Source organism: Streptomyces sp. NPDC018947 (assembly GCF_044390505.1).
Lineage (GTDB): Bacteria > Actinomycetota > Actinomycetes > Streptomycetales > Streptomycetaceae > Streptomyces.
Genome location: NZ_JBIRZD010000001.1, coordinates 748363 through 768053, shown reverse-complemented (window position 1 = coordinate 768053; position 19691 = coordinate 748363). Strand labels below are relative to the sequence as shown.

Sequence of the window (19691 nt, the reverse complement as noted above, 5' to 3'; positions counted from 1 at the left end):
CGCATACGATGACCGGACGTCCTTATCCCGCCCACACCTGATAGGTCCTGCCGAAGATGAGCTTCCACAGCACTGCTGCCCAGTTGGTCACCCTCGCTGCCGAGGGCGAGGGCCACGGCGGCAACCACCAGAGCCTCAGCCCCTACCTCACCGGCGGCGCCGCGCTGTTCATCCTGCTGCTCCTGCTGTGGGTCACCACCCGCTTCAACCGCGACCGCTGAGCACGAAGGGGGTCTGGCGGCCGGGGCTCCGGAGCCGGGCCGGTAGGGTCTGCACGCATGGGAGAGCAGGACATGCCTACCGGTCCGGCGCACGGCGCGGTCAGGGGCTCGCGCGACCGCTCGCTGCCCGGTCCGGGGAACGGCCCGGCGCGAACGGGCAAGCGCCGCCTCGGCGTCATGGGCGGGACCTTCGACCCGATCCACCACGGGCACCTCGTCGCGGCCAGTGAGGTCGCCGCGCAGTTCCACCTCGACGAGGTGGTGTTCGTCCCCACCGGGGAGCCGTGGCAGAAGAGCCACCGCGCGGTTTCCGCGGCGGAGGACCGCTACCTGATGACGGTCGTCGCCACCGTGGAGAACCCGCAGTTCTCGGTCAGCCGCATCGACATCGACCGCGGCGGCCCCACCTACACCGTGGACACCCTGCGCGACCTGCGCGCGCTCAACCCGGACACGGACCTGTTCTTCATCACCGGCGCCGACGCCCTCGCCCAGATCCTCACCTGGCGCGACAGTGAGGAACTGTTCTCCCTCGCGCACTTCATCGGCGTCACCCGGCCCGGTCACACGCTGTCGGACGCCGGACTTCCCAAGGGCGGCGTCTCGCTGATCGAGGTCCCCGCCCTCGCCATCTCCTCCACCGACTGCCGTGCGAGGGTCGCCCAGGGCGAGCCCGTCTGGTACCTCGTGCCGGACGGAGTCGTGCGCTACATCGACAAGCGCCAGCTCTACCGCGGCGACTGAGCCGAGAGGGGCACCGGTGAACGACCGATACGACGCGGGATACGGCAACGGCGAGGCCGACCAGTACGAACTCGTCGGCTACGACGAGTACGGCCGGCCGGTGTACCGCCAGGCCCAGCTCCCGGGCACCCCCGGCCCGCAGCAGACGTACGACCCGTACGGGCAGCAGCAGGGGCAGTACGGACAGCAGGACCAGTACGGGCAGCAGGGCGGCTACGGACAGCAGGGCGGCTACGGACAGCAGGGCCAGTACGGGCAGGGCTACGGCCACGACCCGTACGTCACGGGCACCCCGCAGACCGCCGCGCCCTACGACCCCTACGGCGCCCAGGGCGGCTACGACACGGGGCAGCAGCAGCCCGCCCCCGCCGCAGGACCCGACCGGTACGACGGCCACGGCCGCGCCGCGCAGTCCTCGTACGACGCGTTCGGCCAGGCCGCGACGGGCGGCCGGCAGCCCCTCGTCGCCGAGCAGGCGCCCCGCATCCCGCAGCAGCCCGGCCCGTCCGAGGAGCCGGAGGCGGCGGAGCACGCGGAACCGGAACAGGAGTACCGGACCGAGCAGTTCGCCTTCGTCGAGGAGCCGACAGACGACTCCGAGGACGTCATCGACTGGCTCAAGTTCACCGAGAACCGCACCGAGCGCCGCGAGGAGGCCCGCCGCCGCGCCCGCACCCGGGTCCTCGCCCTGGTCGTCGCCCTCGCCCTCGTGGCCGTCGGCGGCGTCGGTTACCTCTGGTACGCCGGGAAGCTGCCCGGCCTGTCCTCGTCGGACACCGAGACCGGCGGGGCGACGGCGGCGGGCGCCCAGAAACGCGACGTGATCGCCGTCCACCTGCACGACACCGCGGGCGGCGGCACCTCCACGGCCCTGCTCGTGAACAACACCACCACCCAGCGCGGCACCACCGTGCTGCTGCCCAACTCCCTCGCGCTGACCGGCGACGACGGCACCACGACCACGCTCGCCGAGTCCGTGGAGGACGCCGGGCCCGACGCCACCCGGACCGCGCTCGACTCGGTCCTCGGTACCGACATCGAGGGCACCTGGCGGCTCGACACGCCCTTCCTCCAGATCCTGGTGGACCTCGTCGGCAACATCGAGATCGACACCGACACCGACGTGCCCGACCCGGACGCCAAGGACAAGGGCGCCGCGCCCCTCGTGCACAAGGGACAGAAGCAGACCCTCGGCGGCAAGATGGCCGTCGCCTACGCCACCCACCGCGGCTCCGGCGAGTCCGCCGACGCCCAGCTCGAGCGGTTCGGGCAGGTCATGCACGGGGTGCTGCGCAAGATGTCCTCCGACCCGGACGCCGCGACGACCACCGTCCAGACCCTCGGCCTGGTCCTGGACCCACCGCTCACCGAGAAGGACCTCGGCTCCTTCCTCGCCGGGCTCTCCGAACTCGCCAAGGGCGGCGACTTCGGCACCACGCTGCTGCCGGTCGGCGGCGACGGACGGCTCGGCGCCGAGGCCGGCGACAAGGTCGTCAAGGAGGTCCTCGGCGGCACCGCCAAGAGCCCCGACAAGGACGCGGCGGTCAGCGTCTCGGTCCGCAACGCCACCGGCGTCGAGGACCGCGCCGGCCAGGCCCGCGTCGCCCTCCTCAACGGCGGCTTCACCTTCCTGGAGGGTGGCACCGCCTCCGGGACCGCGTCCGCCTCGCAGGTCCTGTACGCGGACGCGGCCGGCAAGGAGAACGCGGTGGAGGTCGCCAAGACGCTGGGCCTGCCCGCCGGCTCCGTCACCCAGGGCAAGGTCACGGCGAACGCGGACGTCTCGGTGGTCCTCGGCCGGGACTACGAGCCGGCGACGTAGCCGGGCGCCGGCGCCCGTCCGGCGCCGGCGTTATCCCGTGGGGACCCGTCGGCGGTCGTGAGACCCTTGAGGTCAACCGACCGCCGACCGAAAGCCACGCAGTGACCGCGACCGACCGCTCCATCGAACTCATCAACACCGCCGCGCAGGCGGCAGCCGACAAGCTCGCGCACGACATCATCGCCTACGACGTCAGCGACGTGCTGTCGATCACGGATGCCTTCCTGCTGGCCTCCGCCCCCAACGACCGCCAGGTCAAGTCGATCGTCGACGAGATCGAGGAGCGCCTGAACAAGGAGCTCGGCGCCAAGCCGGTCCGCCGCGAGGGCGACCGCGAGGCCCGCTGGGTCCTGCTCGACTACGTCGACATCGTCGTCCACGTCCAGCACAGCGAGGAGCGCGTCTTCTACGCGCTGGAGCGCCTGTGGAAGGACTGCCCCGAGCTGGAGCTGCCCGCCGACGCCAAGGAGACCCGCGGCAAGGCGGAGGAGCACGCCCGGCTCCAGGCCGCCGAGGAGGCGACGGAGACCGACGGGGACTGGCGGTGAGCGCCACCGGCGAGGTGGCGGCCGGCGGGCAGGGCCGCGGCCGCCGCGTCATCCTGTGGCGGCACGGCCAGACCTCGTGGAACGTGGAGCGCCGCTTCCAGGGCACCACGGACGTCGAGCTGACCGCGGCAGGCGTCGCCCAGGCCCGCCGCGCCGCCCGGCTGCTGGTCGCCCTCGGGCCGGACGCCATCGTCTCCTCCGACCTCGGCCGGGCCGCGAGCACGGCCGCCGAGCTGGCCGCGCTCACCGGCCTGGAGGTGACCCTGGAGGAGAACCTGCGGGAGACCTACGCGGGCGTCTGGCAGGGGCTGACGCACGAGGAGATCATCGCCCGGTACGGCGACGAGTACGCGGCGTGGAAGCGCGGCGAGCCGGTCCGCCGGGGCGGCGGCGAGCTGGAGACCGAGGTGGCCGACCGGGCCGCTCCCGTGGTCCTCCGGCACGCCGAGAAGCTCCCCGAGGACGGCACGCTCGTCGTGGTCAGCCACGGCGGCACCATCCGCACCACCATCGGCCGGCTCCTCGGGCTGGAGCCGCAGACCTGGGAGAGCCTGGGCGGCCTGACCAACTGCTGCTGGTCCGTGCTGGGCGAGGGCGCCCGGGGCTGGCGTCTGCTGGAGCACAACGCCGGCACGCTGCCGGAACCGGTGCTCGGCGACGACGACTGACCCCCGGCCGGGGTCCCGGGGACCCGGATTTCACTTTCTGGCAGGTCGCAGGCTAAAGTTCTTCTTGTTCGCCCCGCCGAGCGGGGGGAAACACCACACGGCCCGGCCGGGTGGTAGCAAGGGGCTATAGCTCAGTTGGTAGAGCGCCTGCATGGCATGCAGGAGGTCAGGAGTTCAATTCTCCTTAGCTCCACAGTCCACGGACGAATCCCGTCCCCTTCGGGGGGCGGGATTTTTCGTTGCCCCGACGGTTGAGCGATCTCGCCCCCGCGGGCGTACCCGGGAACTCCGTGTCCGGACCGGTACCGAGGCGTCGCTGACCGTATTGGCCAGGTCGTGGCAGAATCAAACGGCCGGAAGGGGACCGCGGCCCGACGGGAGGGAGTGGCGATGCCTGCGAGCATCCTCGAGGAGGTCGGTCACCTCCTCGACGGAGCGGTGACACGGAACACGGCCACCCGTCTTCGCTGCCCTTCCTGCGGTTCCGCGCACGTCGCCCAGGTCCTCGGTGACAACGGCGGCATCTCGTACGTGTGCACGGCCTGCGGCCACACCTGGAGCTGACCGATGGGTGCACACAGGCGGAAGTGCGACTGGTGCGGGAGCGGCACCCCGATCGTGCGGGACATGGAGCCGGTCAACCCGGACTACCAGTACTGGTGCGAGGAGTGCGCGCGGGCGCTGATCATAAAGGGCGACCCCATCGAGACGTACCGCGAACTCGAGGGCGAGCCGATCTACGGCCGGCTCCTTGAGGAGCACTGCACGCTCAAGCGGTTCTACTCCTTCGTGACGGCCTAGCGCCGACCTCCACGGGAGGGTGTAGCGGCCGTCACAAGAGGGCAAATCGGGCAAACTGGAAACGATTTGGTGTTGGACCCGGTGGACCGTGTAATGTTGGCGTCGCCGCCGGGGAAACCGGGCGGAACGAAGGAAACAAGGGGCTATAGCTCAGTTGGTAGAGCGCCTGCATGGCATGCAGGAGGTCAGGAGTTCAATTCTCCTTAGCTCCACAGGAAGAACCCCCCGGATCATCGATCCGGGGGGTTCTCTCGTTCCGTCGTCTCCGCTCGGCGTCCGCGCGCCCGGTGTCCCCGGCCCGGGGGAGGGACACAGGTTGCGCGGGGGTGGGGCCCCGGCGCGGCGGTCCTCCTCGATGGGCAGGGCGAGCGCCGCGAGTACGAGGATTGAGTGATCGCGTCGTTGTCAAAAGAAGGTGGCGGTGAAGCGCGTCGCGGCCCGATCGGCGACTGCGGTACCCTGACGCCATGCGTGCCGTACGCCTTCTGCTTAGCGAGCCGCGCTGATCAGTCCCGGCCCCGGTCGTAGTCCGGTGGCCGGAATCGGCGCGGCGTCCCCTCCTGTGCGAGGGGATTTTTCATTTCTGGAAAGTCGCAGCCGCTGGCGCAGACGATCGATGGAGCTTTGAGGATCATGAGCGAGACGAACCCCGCGGCGACCGCCCCTGTGTCGGCGGACGCCGCGCCGCACCGCTACACGGCTGCCATGGCCGCCGAGATCGAGGCACGCTGGCAGGACTTCTGGGACGCCGAGGGGACGTACGCCGCGCCGAACCCCGAGGGCGACCTGGCGGGCGACCCGGAGCTGGTCGCCAAGCCCAAGAAGTTCATCATGGACATGTTCCCGTACCCCTCCGGTGCGGGACTGCACGTCGGTCACCCCCTGGGCTACATCGCCACGGACGTCTACGCCCGCTTCCAGCGGATGACCGGCCACAACGTCCTGCACACCCTGGGCTTCGACGCATTCGGCCTGCCCGCCGAGCAGTACGCCGTGCAGACCGGCACGCACCCGCGCGTGTCGACCGAGGCCAACATGGAGAACATGAAGGTCCAGCTCCGCCGGCTGGGCCTGGGCCACGACAAGCGCCGGTCGTTCGCCACGATCGACCCCGAGTACTACAAGTGGACCCAGTGGATCTTCCTGCAGATCTTCAACTCCTGGTACGACGAGGAGTCGAAGAAGGCCCGCCCCATCGACGAGCTGGTCGCCCAGTTCGCCTCCGGTGAGCGCGCGCTGCCCGGGGGCCGCTCCTGGAACGAGCTGAGCGAGTCGGAGCGCGCCGACGTGCTGGGCGAGTACCGCCTGGCCTACGCCTCCGACGCGCCGGTCAACTGGTGTCCCGGCCTGGGCACCGTGCTGGCCAACGAGGAGGTCACCGCCGACGGCCGCTCCGAGCGCGGCAACTTCCCGGTCTTCAAGGCCAAGCTGCGCCAGTGGAACATGCGCATCACCGCCTACGCCGACCGGCTGCTGGAGGACCTGGAGGAGCTGGACTGGCCCGAGGCCATCAAGCTGCAGCAGCGCAACTGGATCGGCCGCTCCGAGGGCGCCCGCGTCGACTTCCCCATCGACGGCGAGCGCATCACCGTCTTCACCACCCGTCCCGACACCCTGTTCGGCGCGACCTACATGGTGCTGGCGCCCGAGCACCCGCTGGTCGAGAAGTTCACCCCGGACGCCTGGCCCGAGGGCACCCACGAGGTGTGGACCGGGGGTCACGCCACTCCCGCCGAGGCCGTCGCCGCGTACCGGGCGCAGGCCGCCTCCAAGTCCGACGTCGAGCGGCAGGCCGAGGCCAAGGACAAGACCGGCGTCTTCACCGGCTCGTTCGCCGTCAACCCGGTCAACGGCGAGCGGGTCCCCGTCTTCATCGCCGACTACGTCCTGATGGGCTACGGCACCGGCGCGATCATGGCCGTCCCGGCGCACGACACGCGTGACTTCGCCTTCGCGCGCGCCTTCGAGCTGCCCGTCCGCTGCGTCGTGGAGCCGACGGACGGCCGCGGCACCGACACGGCCACGTGGGACGACGCCTTCGCCTCCTACGACGCCAAGATCGTCAACTCGTCGAACGGTGAGATCTCCCTGGACGGCCTGGGCGTCACCGACGCCAAGGCGCGCATCACCGAGTGGCTGGAGCGCACCGGCACCGGCGAGGGCACCGTCAACTTCCGCCTGCGCGACTGGCTGTTCAGCCGCCAGCGCTACTGGGGCGAGCCCTTCCCGATCGTCTACGACGAGGACGGCGTCGCCCACGCCCTGCCCGAGTCGATGCTGCCGCTGGAGCTGCCCGAGGTCGAGGACTACTCGCCGCGCACCTTCGACCCGGACGACGCCGACACGCAGCCCGAGACGCCGCTGTCGCGCAACGAGGACTGGGTCAACGTCACCCTGGACCTGGGCGACGGGCGCGGCCCCCGCCGGTTCCGCCGCGAGACCAACACCATGCCCAACTGGGCCGGTTCCTGCTGGTACGAGTTCCGCTACCTGGACCCGCACAACAGCGAGCGTCTGGTCGGCCCGGAGAACGAGCGGTACTGGATGGGCCCGCGCGAGGGCCTGCCGCACGGCGGCGTCGACCTGTACGTCGGCGGCGCCGAGCACGCCGTGCTGCACCTGCTGTACGCGCGCTTCTGGTCCAAGGTCCTGTTCGACCTGGGACACGTGTCCTCGGCCGAGCCGTTCCACAAGCTGTTCAACCAGGGCATGATCCAGGCCTACGTCTACCGCGACAGCCGCGGCATCGCCGTGCCGGCCGCCGAGGTCGAGGAGCGCGACGGCGCCTACTGGTACCAGGGCGAGAAGGTCTCCCGGCTGCTGGGCAAGATGGGCAAGTCCCTGAAGAACGCGGTCACCCCGGACGAGATCTGCGCCGAGTACGGCGCCGACACCCTGCGCCTGTACGAGATGGCCATGGGGCCGCTGGACGTCTCCCGGCCGTGGGACACGCGCGCGGTGGTGGGCCAGTTCCGGCTGCTGCAGCGGCTGTGGCGCAACGTCGTCGACGAGAACACCGGCGAGGTCACGGTCGTCGACGCCGAGCCCGACGAGGACACCCTGCGCGCCCTGCACAAGGCGATCGACGGGGTGCGCGGCGACCTGGAGGCCATGCGGTTCAACACCGCCATCGCCAAGGTCACCGAGCTGAACAACCACCTGACCAAGACGGGCGGCGCGCTGCCCCGTTCGGTCGCCGAGCCGCTGGTGCTGCTGGTCGCGCCGCTGGCCCCGCACGTCGCCGAGGAGCTGTGGCGCCGGCTGGGTCACACCGACTCCGTCGTCCACCATGACTTCCCGGTCGCCGACCCGGCGTACGTCGTGGACGAGACGGTGACCTGTGTCGTGCAGATCAAGGGCAAGGTCAAGGCCCGGCTGGAGGTCGCCCCGTCCATCTCCGACGAGGAGCTGGAGAAGGCGGCGCTGGCCGACGAGAAGGTCGTGGCCGCGCTGGACGGCGCCGGGATCCGCAAGGTCATCGTGCGGGCACCCAAGCTGGTGAACATCGTCCCGGCGTGACGGGCCGGCGGTCCGGGTGACCGGTCGGCGGTTCGGGGTAGTCCCCTACGGGCAGGTTCGGGGTTCCGGCGGAACCCTGGGCCTGCCCGTTGCGTTTACCGTGGAAGAGCGGCGCGGCGGGCGCCGTGGCCTGCCGCCGGGCGACCGGACGGTTCGAGGAGGAGCTTCGTGGAAGCAGTGATCGCAGTCTTCGCCCTGCTCTTCGTGCTCGCCGTCGTGCTGGGCGTCTACGCCACGGTGAAGGCCGTCGGCGTGGCCAAGCGCAGCGTGGACCGGGGCATCACGCAGGCCCGCCGCACGGTCGAGGACCACACCCTGCGGGCCAAGTCTCTCGTCCAGACCGGCCCCGCGGCCGAACTTGCGCAGCTCCGCCTGACGCTGCGCACCTCGATGCGCGCCACGCAGGACGCGCTGCACGCGGGCGTGGCCGAGGACGCGTCCCTCAAGGAGTCCCTCGCCCTGTTCGACCGGCTCAGCGCCCACGGCTTCGAACTGGACGCCGAGCTCAGGCGCCTGGAGTCCGACCCGGACCGGGCCACGGTCGCCGAGCGCCTGCCCGAGCTGCGCGAGCGCACCGAGCGCATCGCCCGGTCGGCCGAGTCGCTGCGCTGGGCGGCCCGCGACCGCGCCCGCCGCTTCGCCGACGACGACCTGGACTCGCTCAGCGCGCAGATCGACGTCGAGGCCGGTGCCCTGCGGCACTGGACGGAGACGGAGCCGGCCCCGGCGTCCTGGCCCGAGGCGCCGGCCGCCGACACCCCGGCCGACGGGCGCAGCCGGCCGCGGGCCCCGCGGCACGACGAGGCCCAGGATCCGACGCGGCCCGCCATCACCCCGCCCGGCCCGCGGCCCGTGCACCCCTGGCAGAAGCAGGCCCGCCCGGAGAACACGGCCTGACGGGCGTCCTCGCGGCCCGGTGCCGCACGGTCGTCGGGCCCGGTCTGCCCTCCGGGCAGTACGCCAGGTAACCTCCAGCTCATGTCCCGCCATGTCGCTATCGTCACGGATTCAACGGCCTACCTCCCGGCCCGGACGATGGAACGGCACGGCATCACCGCGGTGCCCCTGACGGTGGTCCTGGGGGACCGGGCCCTGGAGGAGGGCACCGAGATCTCCACCCGCTCGCTCGCGCAGGCCCTCCAGAAGCGACGCCCGGTCACCACCTCGCGCCCCGGCCCCGAAGTCTTCGCCGAGACCTACCGGAGGATCGCCGAGTCGGGCGCCGACGGCATCGTCTCCCTCCACCTGTCCGCCGAACTCTCGGGCACCTACGACGCCGCGGTCGTCGCCGCGCGCCGGGCACCGGTCCCGGTACGGGTCGTGGACACCGGGATGATCGCCATGGCCCTCGGGTTCTGCGCGCTCGCCGCCGCCGAGACGGCGCAGACGGGAGGCACGGTGGACGAGGCCGTCACCGCGGCGGAGAAGCGGGCCTCCCAGACGGCCGCCTACTTCTACGTCGACACCCTCGACTACCTGCGCCGCGGCGGCCGGATCGGGGCGGCCCAGGCCCTGCTCGGTTCCGCGCTCGCGGTGAAGCCGCTGCTCCAGCTCGCCGGCGGACGCATCGAACCACTGGAGAAGGTGCGCACGGCGACGAAGGCGATCGCCCGCCTGGAGGAGATCGCCGCGGACCGGGCAGGCAGCGCTCAGGTCGACATCGCCGTCCACCATCTCGCCGCCCCCGAACGGGCGTCCGTGCTGGCGGACCGGCTGCGGGAGAGAGTGCCGGGGCTGGCCGACCTGCATGTGAGCGAGGTCGGCGCGGTGATCGGCGCGCACACGGGGCCCGGGCTGCTGGGGGTCGTGGTCTCTGCGCGGTAGGGGCGCGAGGAGGGCGCCGGAAGGCGCCGGGTCTTTGCGTCACCCGCGCGGGGGGCGGAGTTTTCCACAACGCTTCGGCCCTCCACGGGAATGGACCATGATCATCGCGGTGGGGCCGAGGTGTCCGATCCTCGGCGCATGGCTCTTCGATCACACCCCCGCACGGCGGCCGCGAGCAGCGGCCCGGGCCGTGGACCGGCGTCCGACGGCCGTGTCCGCCGTCCCCGCCGTCGACCACGCACACACGGCAGGCACCGCCATGCGTCGGCGGCGGAGGTCCGTCGGCGGGCGGACGCGCTGTTCGGTGAACGGACGGATGCGCCGTCCGGTGAACGGGCGGACGTGTTGTCCCGTGAACGGGCCGGGGCGTGGGGGGAGCCGGGGGCGGAGGCGCCGCCCGGTGGGGGCGGTGCCGGTGATCCCGGCGACGGGCCGGGCGTGGGCGGCTCGCCGGTGGGTCCGGTGCGTTCCGGTGGCGCCGACGACGACGTCGGACTCCTCGCCCCGACCCGGCGGGAGCGGGCCGGGGCGGCGCTGCGGGAGCGGATGCCGGTGTGGCTGCAGAACCGGTGCGGGATGGAGCGGCGCAGCGTGGCCGCGCTCACGGTGCTGCTGGTCGTCGCCGCGGTCCTGGCCGCGCAGCACTTCTGGGCCGGGCGTACGGAGACGGTCGCGGCTCCCGAGGTGGTGCGGCAGGCCCCCGCCGGGGAGGCGCGGGGTGAGGGCGGGACTTCGGAGGGGGAGGGGACGGGGCCCGGTGCGCCCGGGGCCGCGGCGACGGCCTCGGCCGGCGCCGAGATCGTCGTGGACGTCGGAGGCAGGGTGCGCGAGCCCGGCGTCCACCGACTGCCCGCCGGTTCGCGGGTCGAGGACGCCCTGCGTGCGGCCGGGGGAGTGCGGCCCGGCACGAAGACCGAGGGACTGAACCGGGCCCGGTTCCTCGTCGACGGCGAGCAGATCGTCGTCGGCGCGCCGGGCCCCGGCCCGGGCGGCACGGCGGCGGGCGGACCGGGCGCACCGGCCGGCACGGTGGCGGGGGCGAGCCCGGCGGCCCCGGTCTCCCTCAATTCGGCGACCGTGGAGCAGCTCGACACGCTGCCGGGCGTCGGCCCCGTCCTGGCCCAGCACATCGTCGACTACCGCACGCGGCACGGAGGCTTCCGGTCGGTGGACGAACTGCGCGAGGTCAACGGCATCGGCGAGCGCCGGTTCGCCGATCTGCGGGACCTGGTGAGGCCATGAGCGCGTCCGGGGGCGCGGCGGCCGGCGCGGGCGTGGACGACCGGGCGGCGGACACCTCGGCGGGGGAGGGCCGGGCGGGCGGGGCTGGATACACCGGCGGTCCGGTCCCCGCGCGGGCACCCGTGCACGCCGCCTCCGGGCACCGGCTCGGCGCCGCCCGGCCCCGGCGGGAGGGCCCCACGGACCTGCGGCTCGTGCCGCCCGCCCTGGCGGCCTGGGCGACGGCCGCGCTCGCCGTGGACCTGGCGCCGCGGTGGGCCGTCGCCGTGGTGCTCGGCTGCCTGGCGGCGGCCTGCGCGCTCCTCCTGACGGGGCGTCGGCGCACCGCGGCCCGAAGGGCGCCCGTGGCGGTCGCGGCCGTGCTCCTCTGTGTGGCCGCGTCCGCCGCCTCGGCCGCGCTGCACGGCGCCGACCTGCGCCGCGGCCCCGTGCCCGCGTCGGCCCGGCAGTACGCCACCGTCACCGCCGAGGTGGAGATCACCGCTGACCCCCGGCTCACCCGGCCCCGCGTCCTCGGGGAGCGTGCGGCGCCGCCGACCGTGCTGATCGAGGCCGACGTACGCCGGGTCACGGAGAGGAACGGGAGGATGGTGGCCACGCGGACGCCGGTACTGGTGCTCGTCGACGCGGAGCCGGGGGGAACGGGCGGGCGGGAGTCCGCCACGAGCGAAGGGCCGCCGGCCCCGGGGAGCGGACCGTCCCGTCCCTCCGACGGCGGACCGTCCCAGGCCCCCCGTGCCGGACCGGCCGCCCAGCGCTGGCTCGCCCTGCTGCCGAGCACCCGGCTGCGGGTCGTCGCGCGGGCGGCGCCGCCGAGGCGGAGCGGGGACCGGGTCGCCGCCGTGCTGCGGGTACGGGGCCGGGCGGCGCCGGACGTGGTGGAGGGGCCGTCGGGTGCGCAACGGCTGGCCGGGCGGCTGCGCGCCGGGCTGCGGGAGGCCACCGACGGGCTGCCGGCGGACCCGCGCGCCCTGCTGCCGGGCCTGGTCGTCGGGGACACCTCCCGGATCACCCCGGAGCTGGACGAGGCGTTCAAGGAGACCGACCTCGCCCACACCCTGGCCGTGTCCGGGGCGAACTTCACCATCCTGCTCGCTCTGCTGCTCGGTCCGCCCGGGCTGGCCCAGCACAGCGAACGCAGGGGACTGGCGCCCCGCCTCGGCCTCTCCCTGCGGACGACCGCGCTGCTCGGCGGCGCCCTCGCGCTCGGCTTCGTCGTCGTGTGCCGGCCCGATCCGAGCGTGCTGCGGGCCGCCGCCTGCGGAGGCGTCGCGCTGCTCGCGCTGGCCACCGGACGCCGCAGGTCCCTCGTCCCGGCGCTGGCGACGGCCGTACTGCTGCTGGTGCTGTACGACCCGTGGCTGGCCCGCAGTTACGGCTTCCTGCTCTCCGTGCTGGCCACCGGTGCCCTGCTCACCCTCGCGCCACGGTGGAGCGCGGCGCTGCGCCGGCGCCGGGTGCCGCCCCGGCTCGCGGAGGCGCTGGCCGCCGCCGGTGCCGCGCAGGCCCTGTGCGCGCCGGTCGTCGCCGTGCTGTCGGCCCGGGTGAGCCTGGTGGCGGTGCCGTGCAACCTGCTCGCGGAGTTCGCGGTCGCGCCGGCGACGGTGCTGGGGTTCGCCGCCCTGGCGACGGCGCCGTGGGCGATGCCGGTGGCCGAGGCGTTCGCGTGGTGCGCGGGGTGGCCGGCCGGCTGGATCGCGGGGATCGCCCGTACCGGGGCCGCGCTGCCCGGCGCGGGAGTGGACTGGCCGGGCAGCTGGACCGGGGCGGCGCTGCTCGCCCTCGTCACGGCGGGCGTGCTGCTCGTCGGGCGGCGGCTGCTGCGGCACCCCTGGTGGTGCGCCGTCTGCGCGCTGCTGCTGGTGCTGGCGGTGGTGCAGCCGGGACCGGTGCCGCGGATGCTCACGGGGTGGCCGCCGCCGGGCTGGCGGATGGCGGTGTGCGACGTGGGGCAGGGGGACGCCCTGGTGCTCGCCGCGGGACCGGGTGCGGGTGTGGTCGTGGACGCCGGTCCCGACCCGGTGCTCGTGGACCGCTGTCTGCGCTCGCTCGGCATCACCCGGGTGCCGCTGGTCGTGCTCACCCACTTCCACGCCGACCACGTGGCGGGGCTGCCCGGCGTGCTGCGGGGACGCCCGGTGGGCGCCATCGAGACGACCGGTTACGAGGAGCCCGCGGAACAGGCCGCGTTCGTCGGGGAACAGGCGGCGGCACGGCGGATCCCCCTGCGGCACGCCGTCACCGGCGAGCGGCGGAGGGTGGGAGGGCTGTCCTGGCAGGTGGTGTGGCCGCCGCCGGCCCCGGCGACCGCGCACGCCCCGTCGGCCCCGACGACCGCGCACGCCCCGCCGGCCGGCCCGGTGCCCCATCCTCCGCCCGGAGCGGAGGGCCCCAACGACGCCAGCGTGACTCTGCTGGTGCAAACGGCGGGCCTGCGCCTGCTGCTTCTCGGCGATCTCGAACCGCCGGCCCAGCGGGAGCTGGCGAGGTCACCGGTGGCGGCGGAGCTGGAGGGGGTCGACGTGCTCAAGGTCGCCCACCACGGCTCCGCCCACCAGGATCCCGGCCTCGTCCGGCGGGTCGCGCCCCGGCTGGCGCTGATCAGCTGCGGCGAGGACAACCCGTACGGGCACCCGAATCCGGGCACGGTGGCGGCGCTGCGTGCCCAGGGTGCGAGGGTGCTGCGGACCGACCGGGACGGAGCGCTGGCCGTGGCGGGCACGCGGGGCGCGCTGCGCGTGGCGGGCGGCTGAGGCGGTGGAGCGGTGCGGCGGCGGTGCCGCAATTGTGGGAAATGCCGCTCGGAGCGGCCAATCCGTTCCACATGCGCCCACTCGTGAGAACTGCCGGCACATGCGCCGGTTTCCCGTGATCTGACCCCGTGTTGCCTCGAAAGCCCCATCGGTGATCGAATGCGATGTCGTTTAAGAGTGTTTCACTTCGCACAGAGGGTGTCGCAGATGATCGGCCGCTGGCTGGAAAGCCGAACGAAGCGGATGCAACGGACGGGTCCTCTGGCGGCGGTGCGGACCCCGCCCCGTGCGGGGGTGCTGAGCTGCCGGGTGCTCGACCCGGTCAGCGAGCCGGTGCCGCGGGCCGAGTTCACCGTCAGCGACGCCATGGGGCGCAAGGTGGTCGGCGGCGGCACGGACCCCTTCGGGTCGTTCGTGGCGACGGTGCCGGCGGGGGAGTACCGCCTGGCGGTGTCCGCCGAGGGCTACACCCCCTACCGCGCCTCCGCGACCGTCCTCGAGGACTCCCTCGCCTCGCTCGGTGACGTGACGCTCCAGGTGGCCCCGCCCCCGGAGCTGCCGGCGCCGGGCGACTGGGAGATCGAGCCCGCGCACTCCTCGATCGCGTTCACCGCGCGGCACATCGGCCTGGCCCGGATCCACGGCCGGTTCAACTCCTTCGCCGGAGCCGTGCGCATCGCGGACGACATGGAGCGGTCGGCGATGCACGTGGTGATCGACGCGGCGTCCATCGACACCAACGTGAGGATGCGCGACGACCATCTGCGGTCCGCGGACTTCCTGGACGTCGAGCGGTATCCGACCCTGGAGTTCTACAGCGACCGGTTCACGCACCGCGGCGGCAACCGGTGGGCCGTCACCGACGCCCTGTCGCTGCACGGCGTGACGCGCACGGTCACGCTGGACACCGAGTACCTCGGCCTCGGCAACGGCATGGAGGGCGAGGTCCGCGCGGCCTGCCGCGCCACCACCGAGTTGCACCGCGACGACTTCACGGTGAGCTGGCAGACGATGCTGGCGCGCGGTATCGCCGTGGTCGGCCCCAGCATCCGCATCGACCTCGACGTCCAGATCGTGCGGAAGGGCTGACCTGGCGGTTCGCCGTCCGGGCGGTGGCCGACAATGGGGCGCGTGAGCGATGTGAGACATGTGCTGGTGCTGCCCGACCGCGACGCCGCGGAAGAGGCGGCCCAGGCGCTCGGGGAGCGGTTCGGGCTCGACGAGGAGCCGCGGCTCGTCCGGGACGCCCTGGCCGGCGAGGACGACGCCGAGGACGCCCAGTGGCTGGTCGTCGTCCGGGACGAGGACGAACGGCTGGACGCCGGCGCGCTCGACGAGTTCGCGCGCGAGTGGGACGGCTGGCGCGAGGAGCCGTAGCCGCTCGTTCCACCGCCGCGCGGCCCGCCCGGCCGCCGGATCCGTGGGTCCCGTCGTGCGGGCGGCGGGGCGGCATTCGTTGTCAGTGGCCCGTGCGATGCTTGACGCGATGGCCAGGAAGACTGCGAATGACGACCCTCTCGCCCCGGTGACCCTCGCCGTGGGCCAGGAGGACCTCCTGCTCGACCGTGCCGTGCGGGAGGTGGTGGCCGCCGCGAAGGCCGCCGACGCCGACACGGACGTACGCGACCTGACCCCGGACCAGCTCCAGCCCGGCACGCTCGCCGAGCTGACCAGCCCCTCGCTCTTCGCGGAGCGCAAGGTCGTCGTCGTACGCAATGCGCAGGACCTGTCCGCCGACACGGTCAAGGACGTCAAGGCGTACCTGGGAGCACCCGCCGAGGAGATCACCCTCGTCCTGCTGCACGCGGGCGGCGCCAAGGGCAAGGGCCTGCTGGACGCCGCGCGCAAGGCGGGGGCCCGTGAGGTGGCGTGCCCGAAGATGACCAAGCCCGCGGACCGGCTGGCGTTCGTACGGGGCGAGTTCCGCACCGCCGGGCGGTCGGCCACCCCCGAGGCGTGCCAGGCGCTGGTCGACGCCATCGGCAGCGACCTGCGCGAGCTGGCGTCGGCGGTGACCCAGCTCGTCGCGGACGTCGAGGGGACGATCGACGAGGCGGTCGTCGGGCGGTACTACACCGGGCGCGCCGAGGCCTCCAGTTTCACGGTCGCCGACCGGGCGGTCGAGGGACGGGCGGCCGAGGCGCTGGAGGCGCTGCGCTGGTCGCTGGCGACCGGGGTGGCCCCCGTACTGATCACCAGCGCCCTGGCGCAGGGCGTCCGGGCCATCGGCAAGCTGTCGTCCGCCCGGGGTGGACGCCCCGCCGATCTCGCCCGCGAGCTCGGTATGCCGCCGTGGAAGATCGACCGTGTCCGGCAGCAGATGCGCGGCTGGACACCCGACGGCGTCTCCGTCGCCCTGCGCGCCGTCGCCGAGGCGGACGCCGGCGTCAAGGGCGGCGGCGACGACCCGGAGTACGCGCTGGAGAAGGCCGTGGTGACCATCGCCAGGGCGGCGCGTTCACGGGGACGGGCGTAGGTCAGCGGCGGCGCACCCCCGAAGCCGACCGGTCCCGAAGCGGGCCGAGCCGGACGCGCGCCGGTCCCGGACGGCCACCGAGCCGGGAAGCGGGCCGAGCCCGAAGCCGACCGGTCCCGAAGCGGGCCACGCCCGCAAGTGACCGAGCCGGGAAGCCGCCCGAGCCCAGCCCAGGTCACTACCGCGCCCCACCCCGGACCCGCCCCGCCGTGAAGCCGGCCACCGCCACGGCCCGGCGTCCGCCTCGCCCCGCGCAGGACCGCGCAGCCGCCCGTGGCGAACCCCGCCCGCCCCGCCCCCGGGACCCGCCCATGCCGAAGGCCCCGGCACCCGTCCTGGGGAGGACGGGCACCGGGGCCTTCGGATCAAGCTCGGGGATCCATGCCCGCGTGGCGAACGCAGGCCGCGCATGGATCCGGGGTGCCGGTCGGGGGCGGATGAGAGAGGGCCCGCCCTGGTTCCTCCCGGCGATCAGACCAGATAAGGGGTTCAGCCCTTGAGAGCGCCGACCTTCTGCGCCAGCGCCGACTTCTTGTTGGCGGCCTGGTTCTTGTGGATGACGCCCTTGGAGACGGCCTTGTCGAGCTGACGCGCGGCGACGCGCTGGTACTCGGTGGCCTTCTCGACGTCGCCCGCGGCAGCGGCCTCACGAGCCTTGCGGATCGCGGTCTTCAGAGAGGACTTGACGGCCTTGTTGCGCAGCCGGGCCTTCTCGTTGGTCTTGTTCCGCTTGATCTGGGACTTGATGTTCGCCACGAATGAGCCTTTTCAGGTTCAGGCACGGGGCCGCACGGGTCCCGGGCCGGTGATTTCTTGAGGAGTGCCTCGCGCTGAGAGGGCATGAGACACAGCCACCCACACTACCAGCGGCCCGTTGACGGGCCCAAACCCGTCCCCAACCCCTCCCAAACCCCTCCATGGTCCCCGCCCGTGGGACCATGGAGGCTACGTATCGATCCGACCCGAGACCGCAGACACTGCGGACGCCTCAAGAATCAGGACCCTGCGTGCCCGCGATCCCTAGCCATGTGCCCGAGCCGAGCCGTACCGACCCGGCTCTGATCCGCAATTTCTGCATCATCGCGCACATCGACCACGGCAAGTCCACGCTCGCCGACCGGATGCTCCAGCTCACCGGCGTGGTCGAGCAGCGGCAGATGCGCGCCCAGTACCTCGACCGCATGGACATCGAGCGCGAGCGCGGCATCACGATCAAGTCCCAGGCGGTGCGTCTGCCGTGGGCCCCCACCCACGACAAGGGCAACACGCACATCCTCAACATGATCGACACCCCGGGGCACGTCGACTTCACCTATGAGGTGTCGCGGTCGCTGGCCGCGTGCGAGGGCACGATCCTCCTCGTCGACGCCGCCCAGGGCATCGAGGCGCAGACCCTCGCCAACCTGTACCTGGCGATGGAGAACGACCTCACGATCATCCCCGTGCTGAACAAGATCGACCTGCCGGCCGCGCAGCCCGAGAAGTTCGCCGAGGAGCTCGCCAACCTGGTCGGCTGCGACCCCTCCGACGTGCTCAAGGTCTCCGCCAAGACCGGGCTCGGCGTCGACGCGCTGCTGGACAAGGTCGTCGCCGAGATCCCCGCGCCGGTGGGCGTGAAGGACGCCCCCGCCCGCGCGATGATCTTCGACTCGGTCTACGACTCGTACCGGGGCGTCGTCACCTACGTCCGTGTCATCGACGGCCAGCTCAACAAGCGCGAGCGCATCCGGATGATGTCCACGGGCGCCACGCACGAGCTGCTGGAGATCGGCACCAACTCGCCCGAGATGCTCGCCGCCGACGGCCTCGGCGTCGGCGAGGTGGGCTACCTGATCACCGGCGTGAAGGACGTCCGCCAGTCCAAGGTCGGCGACACCGTCACCACCCAGCACAAGGGCGCCGAGGAGGCGCTCGGCGGGTACAAGGACCCGCGGCCGATGGTCTTCTCCGGCCTGTATCCGCTGGACGGCTCCGACTACCCGCTGCTGCGCGAGGCCCTCGACAAGCTCCAGCTCAACGACGCCGCCCTGGTCTACGAGCCGGAGACGTCCGCGGCCCTCGGCTTCGGCTTCCGCGTCGGCTTCCTGGGCCTGCTGCACCTCGACGTGATCCGCGAGCGCCTGGAGCGCGAGTTCGGGCTCGACCTGATCGCCACGGCGCCGAACGTGGTCTACCGGGTGGTCATGGAGGACGGCGGCGAGCACGTCGTCACCAACCCGAGCGAGTTCCCCGAAGGCAAGATCAACGAGGTGTACGAGCCGGTCGTGCGCGCCACGATCCTCGCGCCGACCGAGTTCATCGGCGCGATCATGGAGCTGTGCCAGACCCGGCGCGGCACCCTGCTCGGCATGGACTACCTCTCCGAGGACCGGGTGGAGATCCGCTACACCCTGCCGCTCGCGGAGATCGTCTTCGACTTCTTCGACCAGCTCAAGTCGAAGACGCGCGGCTACGCCTCCCTGGACTACGAGCCCACCGGCGAGCAGACCTCCAGCCTGGTCAAGGTCGACATCCTGCTGCACGGCGACAAGGTGGACGCCTTCTCGGCGATCACCCACAAGGACCAGGCGTACGCGTACGGCGTGCGGCTCGTCGCCAAGCTCAAGGAGCTGATCCCGCGGCAGGCCTTCGAGGTGCCCGTCCAGGCCGCCATCGGCTCCCGCGTGATCGCCCGCGAGACCATCCGCGCCATCCGCAAGGACGTCCTCGCCAAGTGCTACGGCGGTGACATCTCCCGCAAGCGGAAGCTGCTGGAGAAGCAGAAGGAAGGCAAGAAGCGGATGAAGATGGTGGGTTCCGTGGAGGTCCCGCAGGAAGCCTTCATCGCCGTCCTGTCCAGTGACGACAGCGCGGGGTCGGGCAAGGCCAAGAAGTAACCGCGGACCGTCGCGCCCGGTCCGGGCAAACCGGACCAGGAAGGGCCCGTCGTGCGAAAGCGCGCCGGGCCCTTCCGCATGTCACGGGCGGTCCGCGGAGGAAGTGGCGGGGCGCGGAGACTTACGCGCGGGCCGGTCGCCCTCTACTCTGATGCCTGCCCCCTAGTTACTCGTGAGTTAAACAACGGCCCGGAAGG

General features: G+C 72.9%; 17 protein-coding genes and 2 tRNA genes. 18 read left to right on the top strand and 1 reads right to left on the bottom strand.

The genetic code is table 11. The features are described 5' to 3' along the window. The first annotated feature begins 56 nt into the window (after window positions 1-56). From ACH499_RS03475 to holA, 17 genes are all read left to right on the top strand, one after another. Window positions 57-221, top strand: coding sequence for a hypothetical protein (locus tag ACH499_RS03475; protein ID WP_356196805.1), 165 nt, complete (start codon window positions 57-59; stop codon window positions 219-221). Window positions 222-278: 57 nt separating this feature from the next. Further along, on the top strand, window positions 279-965 hold the full coding sequence (nadD, locus tag ACH499_RS03470; RefSeq protein ID WP_356196808.1) for a nicotinate-nucleotide adenylyltransferase: 687 nt from the start codon (window positions 279-281) through the stop codon (window positions 963-965). A gap of 16 nt (window positions 966-981) precedes the next feature. Continuing rightward, the gene (locus ACH499_RS03465; protein ID WP_399013564.1) at window positions 982-2787 is read left to right on the top strand and encodes an LCP family protein; all 1806 of its coding nucleotides are present in this window, start codon (window positions 982-984) and stop codon (window positions 2785-2787) included. 101 nt (window positions 2788-2888) lie between these two features. Then, window positions 2889-3335, top strand: a complete 447-nt coding sequence (gene rsfS, locus ACH499_RS03460) for a ribosome silencing factor (RefSeq protein ID WP_356196810.1) — start codon at window positions 2889-2891, stop codon at window positions 3333-3335. After that, entirely contained in the window at window positions 3326-4003 is a 678-nt protein-coding gene (locus ACH499_RS03455) for a histidine phosphatase family protein (protein ID WP_399013812.1), read from the top strand. The genes rsfS and ACH499_RS03455 overlap by 10 nt, the downstream gene beginning before the upstream one ends. A 120-nt stretch (window positions 4004-4123) precedes the next feature. Next, window positions 4124-4196, top strand: a tRNA-Ala gene (locus ACH499_RS03450). Window positions 4197-4393: 197 nt separating this feature from the next. After that, window positions 4394-4567: a hypothetical protein gene (locus ACH499_RS03445; RefSeq protein ID WP_356196812.1), complete on the top strand. Its 174-nt coding sequence runs from the start codon at window positions 4394-4396 to the stop codon at window positions 4565-4567. A 3-nt stretch (window positions 4568-4570) separates the two neighbouring features. After that, on the top strand, window positions 4571-4804 hold the full coding sequence (locus tag ACH499_RS03440; protein ID WP_003976229.1) for a hypothetical protein: 234 nt from the start codon (window positions 4571-4573) through the stop codon (window positions 4802-4804). 139 nt (window positions 4805-4943) lie between these two features. Continuing rightward, a tRNA-Ala gene (locus ACH499_RS03435) sits at window positions 4944-5016 on the top strand. A gap of 421 nt (window positions 5017-5437) precedes the next feature. After that, a complete protein-coding gene (gene leuS, locus ACH499_RS03430; protein ID WP_356196813.1) occupies window positions 5438-8323 on the top strand; it encodes a leucine--tRNA ligase in 2886 nt (961 codons plus the stop codon). A gap of 168 nt (window positions 8324-8491) precedes the next feature. Further along, entirely contained in the window at window positions 8492-9220 is a 729-nt protein-coding gene (locus ACH499_RS03425) for a hypothetical protein (RefSeq protein WP_399013560.1), read from the top strand. Window positions 9221-9301: 81 nt separating this feature from the next. Continuing rightward, entirely contained in the window at window positions 9302-10147 is an 846-nt protein-coding gene (locus tag ACH499_RS03420) for a DegV family protein (RefSeq protein WP_356196817.1), read from the top strand. Between the two features lie 138 nt (window positions 10148-10285). Next, entirely contained in the window at window positions 10286-11389 is a 1104-nt protein-coding gene (locus tag ACH499_RS03415) for a helix-hairpin-helix domain-containing protein (RefSeq protein ID WP_399013559.1), read from the top strand. Then, complete coding sequence (locus tag ACH499_RS03410) at window positions 11386-14142, top strand: ComEC/Rec2 family competence protein (protein WP_399013557.1); 2757 nt, start codon at window positions 11386-11388, stop codon at window positions 14140-14142. Before ACH499_RS03415 ends, ACH499_RS03410 begins: the two co-directional genes overlap by 4 nt. Before the next feature lie 207 nt (window positions 14143-14349). Then, window positions 14350-15231: a YceI family protein gene (locus tag ACH499_RS03405; RefSeq protein WP_399013555.1), complete on the top strand. Its 882-nt coding sequence runs from the start codon at window positions 14350-14352 to the stop codon at window positions 15229-15231. Between the two features lie 42 nt (window positions 15232-15273). Further along, a complete protein-coding gene (locus ACH499_RS03400; protein WP_399013554.1) occupies window positions 15274-15519 on the top strand; it encodes a hypothetical protein in 246 nt (81 codons plus the stop codon). Window positions 15520-15628: 109 nt separating this feature from the next. Then, window positions 15629-16618, top strand: coding sequence for a DNA polymerase III subunit delta (gene holA, locus ACH499_RS03395; RefSeq protein ID WP_399013552.1), 990 nt, complete (start codon window positions 15629-15631; stop codon window positions 16616-16618). Window positions 16619-17107: 489 nt separating this feature from the next. On the opposite strand, the gene rpsT is transcribed toward holA, so the two are convergent. Continuing rightward, a complete protein-coding gene (gene rpsT, locus ACH499_RS03390) occupies window positions 17108-17374 on the bottom strand; it encodes a 30S ribosomal protein S20 (protein WP_019326438.1) in 267 nt (88 codons plus the stop codon). A 251-nt stretch (window positions 17375-17625) separates the two neighbouring features. Here rpsT and lepA point away from each other — a divergent pair, with 251 nt between their 5' ends. Then, window positions 17626-19494 (top strand): translation elongation factor 4, encoded by a 1869-nt coding sequence (gene lepA, locus ACH499_RS03385; protein WP_356196824.1) that lies wholly within the window; start codon window positions 17626-17628, stop codon window positions 19492-19494. Window positions 19495-19691: the final 197 nt, after the last annotated feature.

Coding starts and splice junctions, on each gene's coding strand:
- ACH499_RS03475 (WP_356196805.1), top strand. CDS start 57: ATGAGCTTCCACAGCACTGCTGCCCAGTTGGTCACCCTCGCTGCCGAG.
- ACH499_RS03405 (WP_399013555.1), top strand. CDS start 14,350: ATGATCGGCCGCTGGCTGGAAAGCCGAACGAAGCGGATGCAACGGACG.
- leuS (WP_356196813.1), top strand. CDS start 5,438: ATGAGCGAGACGAACCCCGCGGCGACCGCCCCTGTGTCGGCGGACGCC.
- ACH499_RS03410 (WP_399013557.1), top strand. CDS start 11,386: ATGAGCGCGTCCGGGGGCGCGGCGGCCGGCGCGGGCGTGGACGACCGG.
- ACH499_RS03440 (WP_003976229.1), top strand. CDS start 4,571: ATGGGTGCACACAGGCGGAAGTGCGACTGGTGCGGGAGCGGCACCCCG.
- ACH499_RS03445 (WP_356196812.1), top strand. CDS start 4,394: ATGCCTGCGAGCATCCTCGAGGAGGTCGGTCACCTCCTCGACGGAGCG.
- ACH499_RS03415 (WP_399013559.1), top strand. CDS start 10,286: ATGGCTCTTCGATCACACCCCCGCACGGCGGCCGCGAGCAGCGGCCCG.
- holA (WP_399013552.1), top strand. CDS start 15,629: ATGGCCAGGAAGACTGCGAATGACGACCCTCTCGCCCCGGTGACCCTC.
- ACH499_RS03420 (WP_356196817.1), top strand. CDS start 9,302: ATGTCCCGCCATGTCGCTATCGTCACGGATTCAACGGCCTACCTCCCG.
- nadD (WP_356196808.1), top strand. CDS start 279: ATGGGAGAGCAGGACATGCCTACCGGTCCGGCGCACGGCGCGGTCAGG.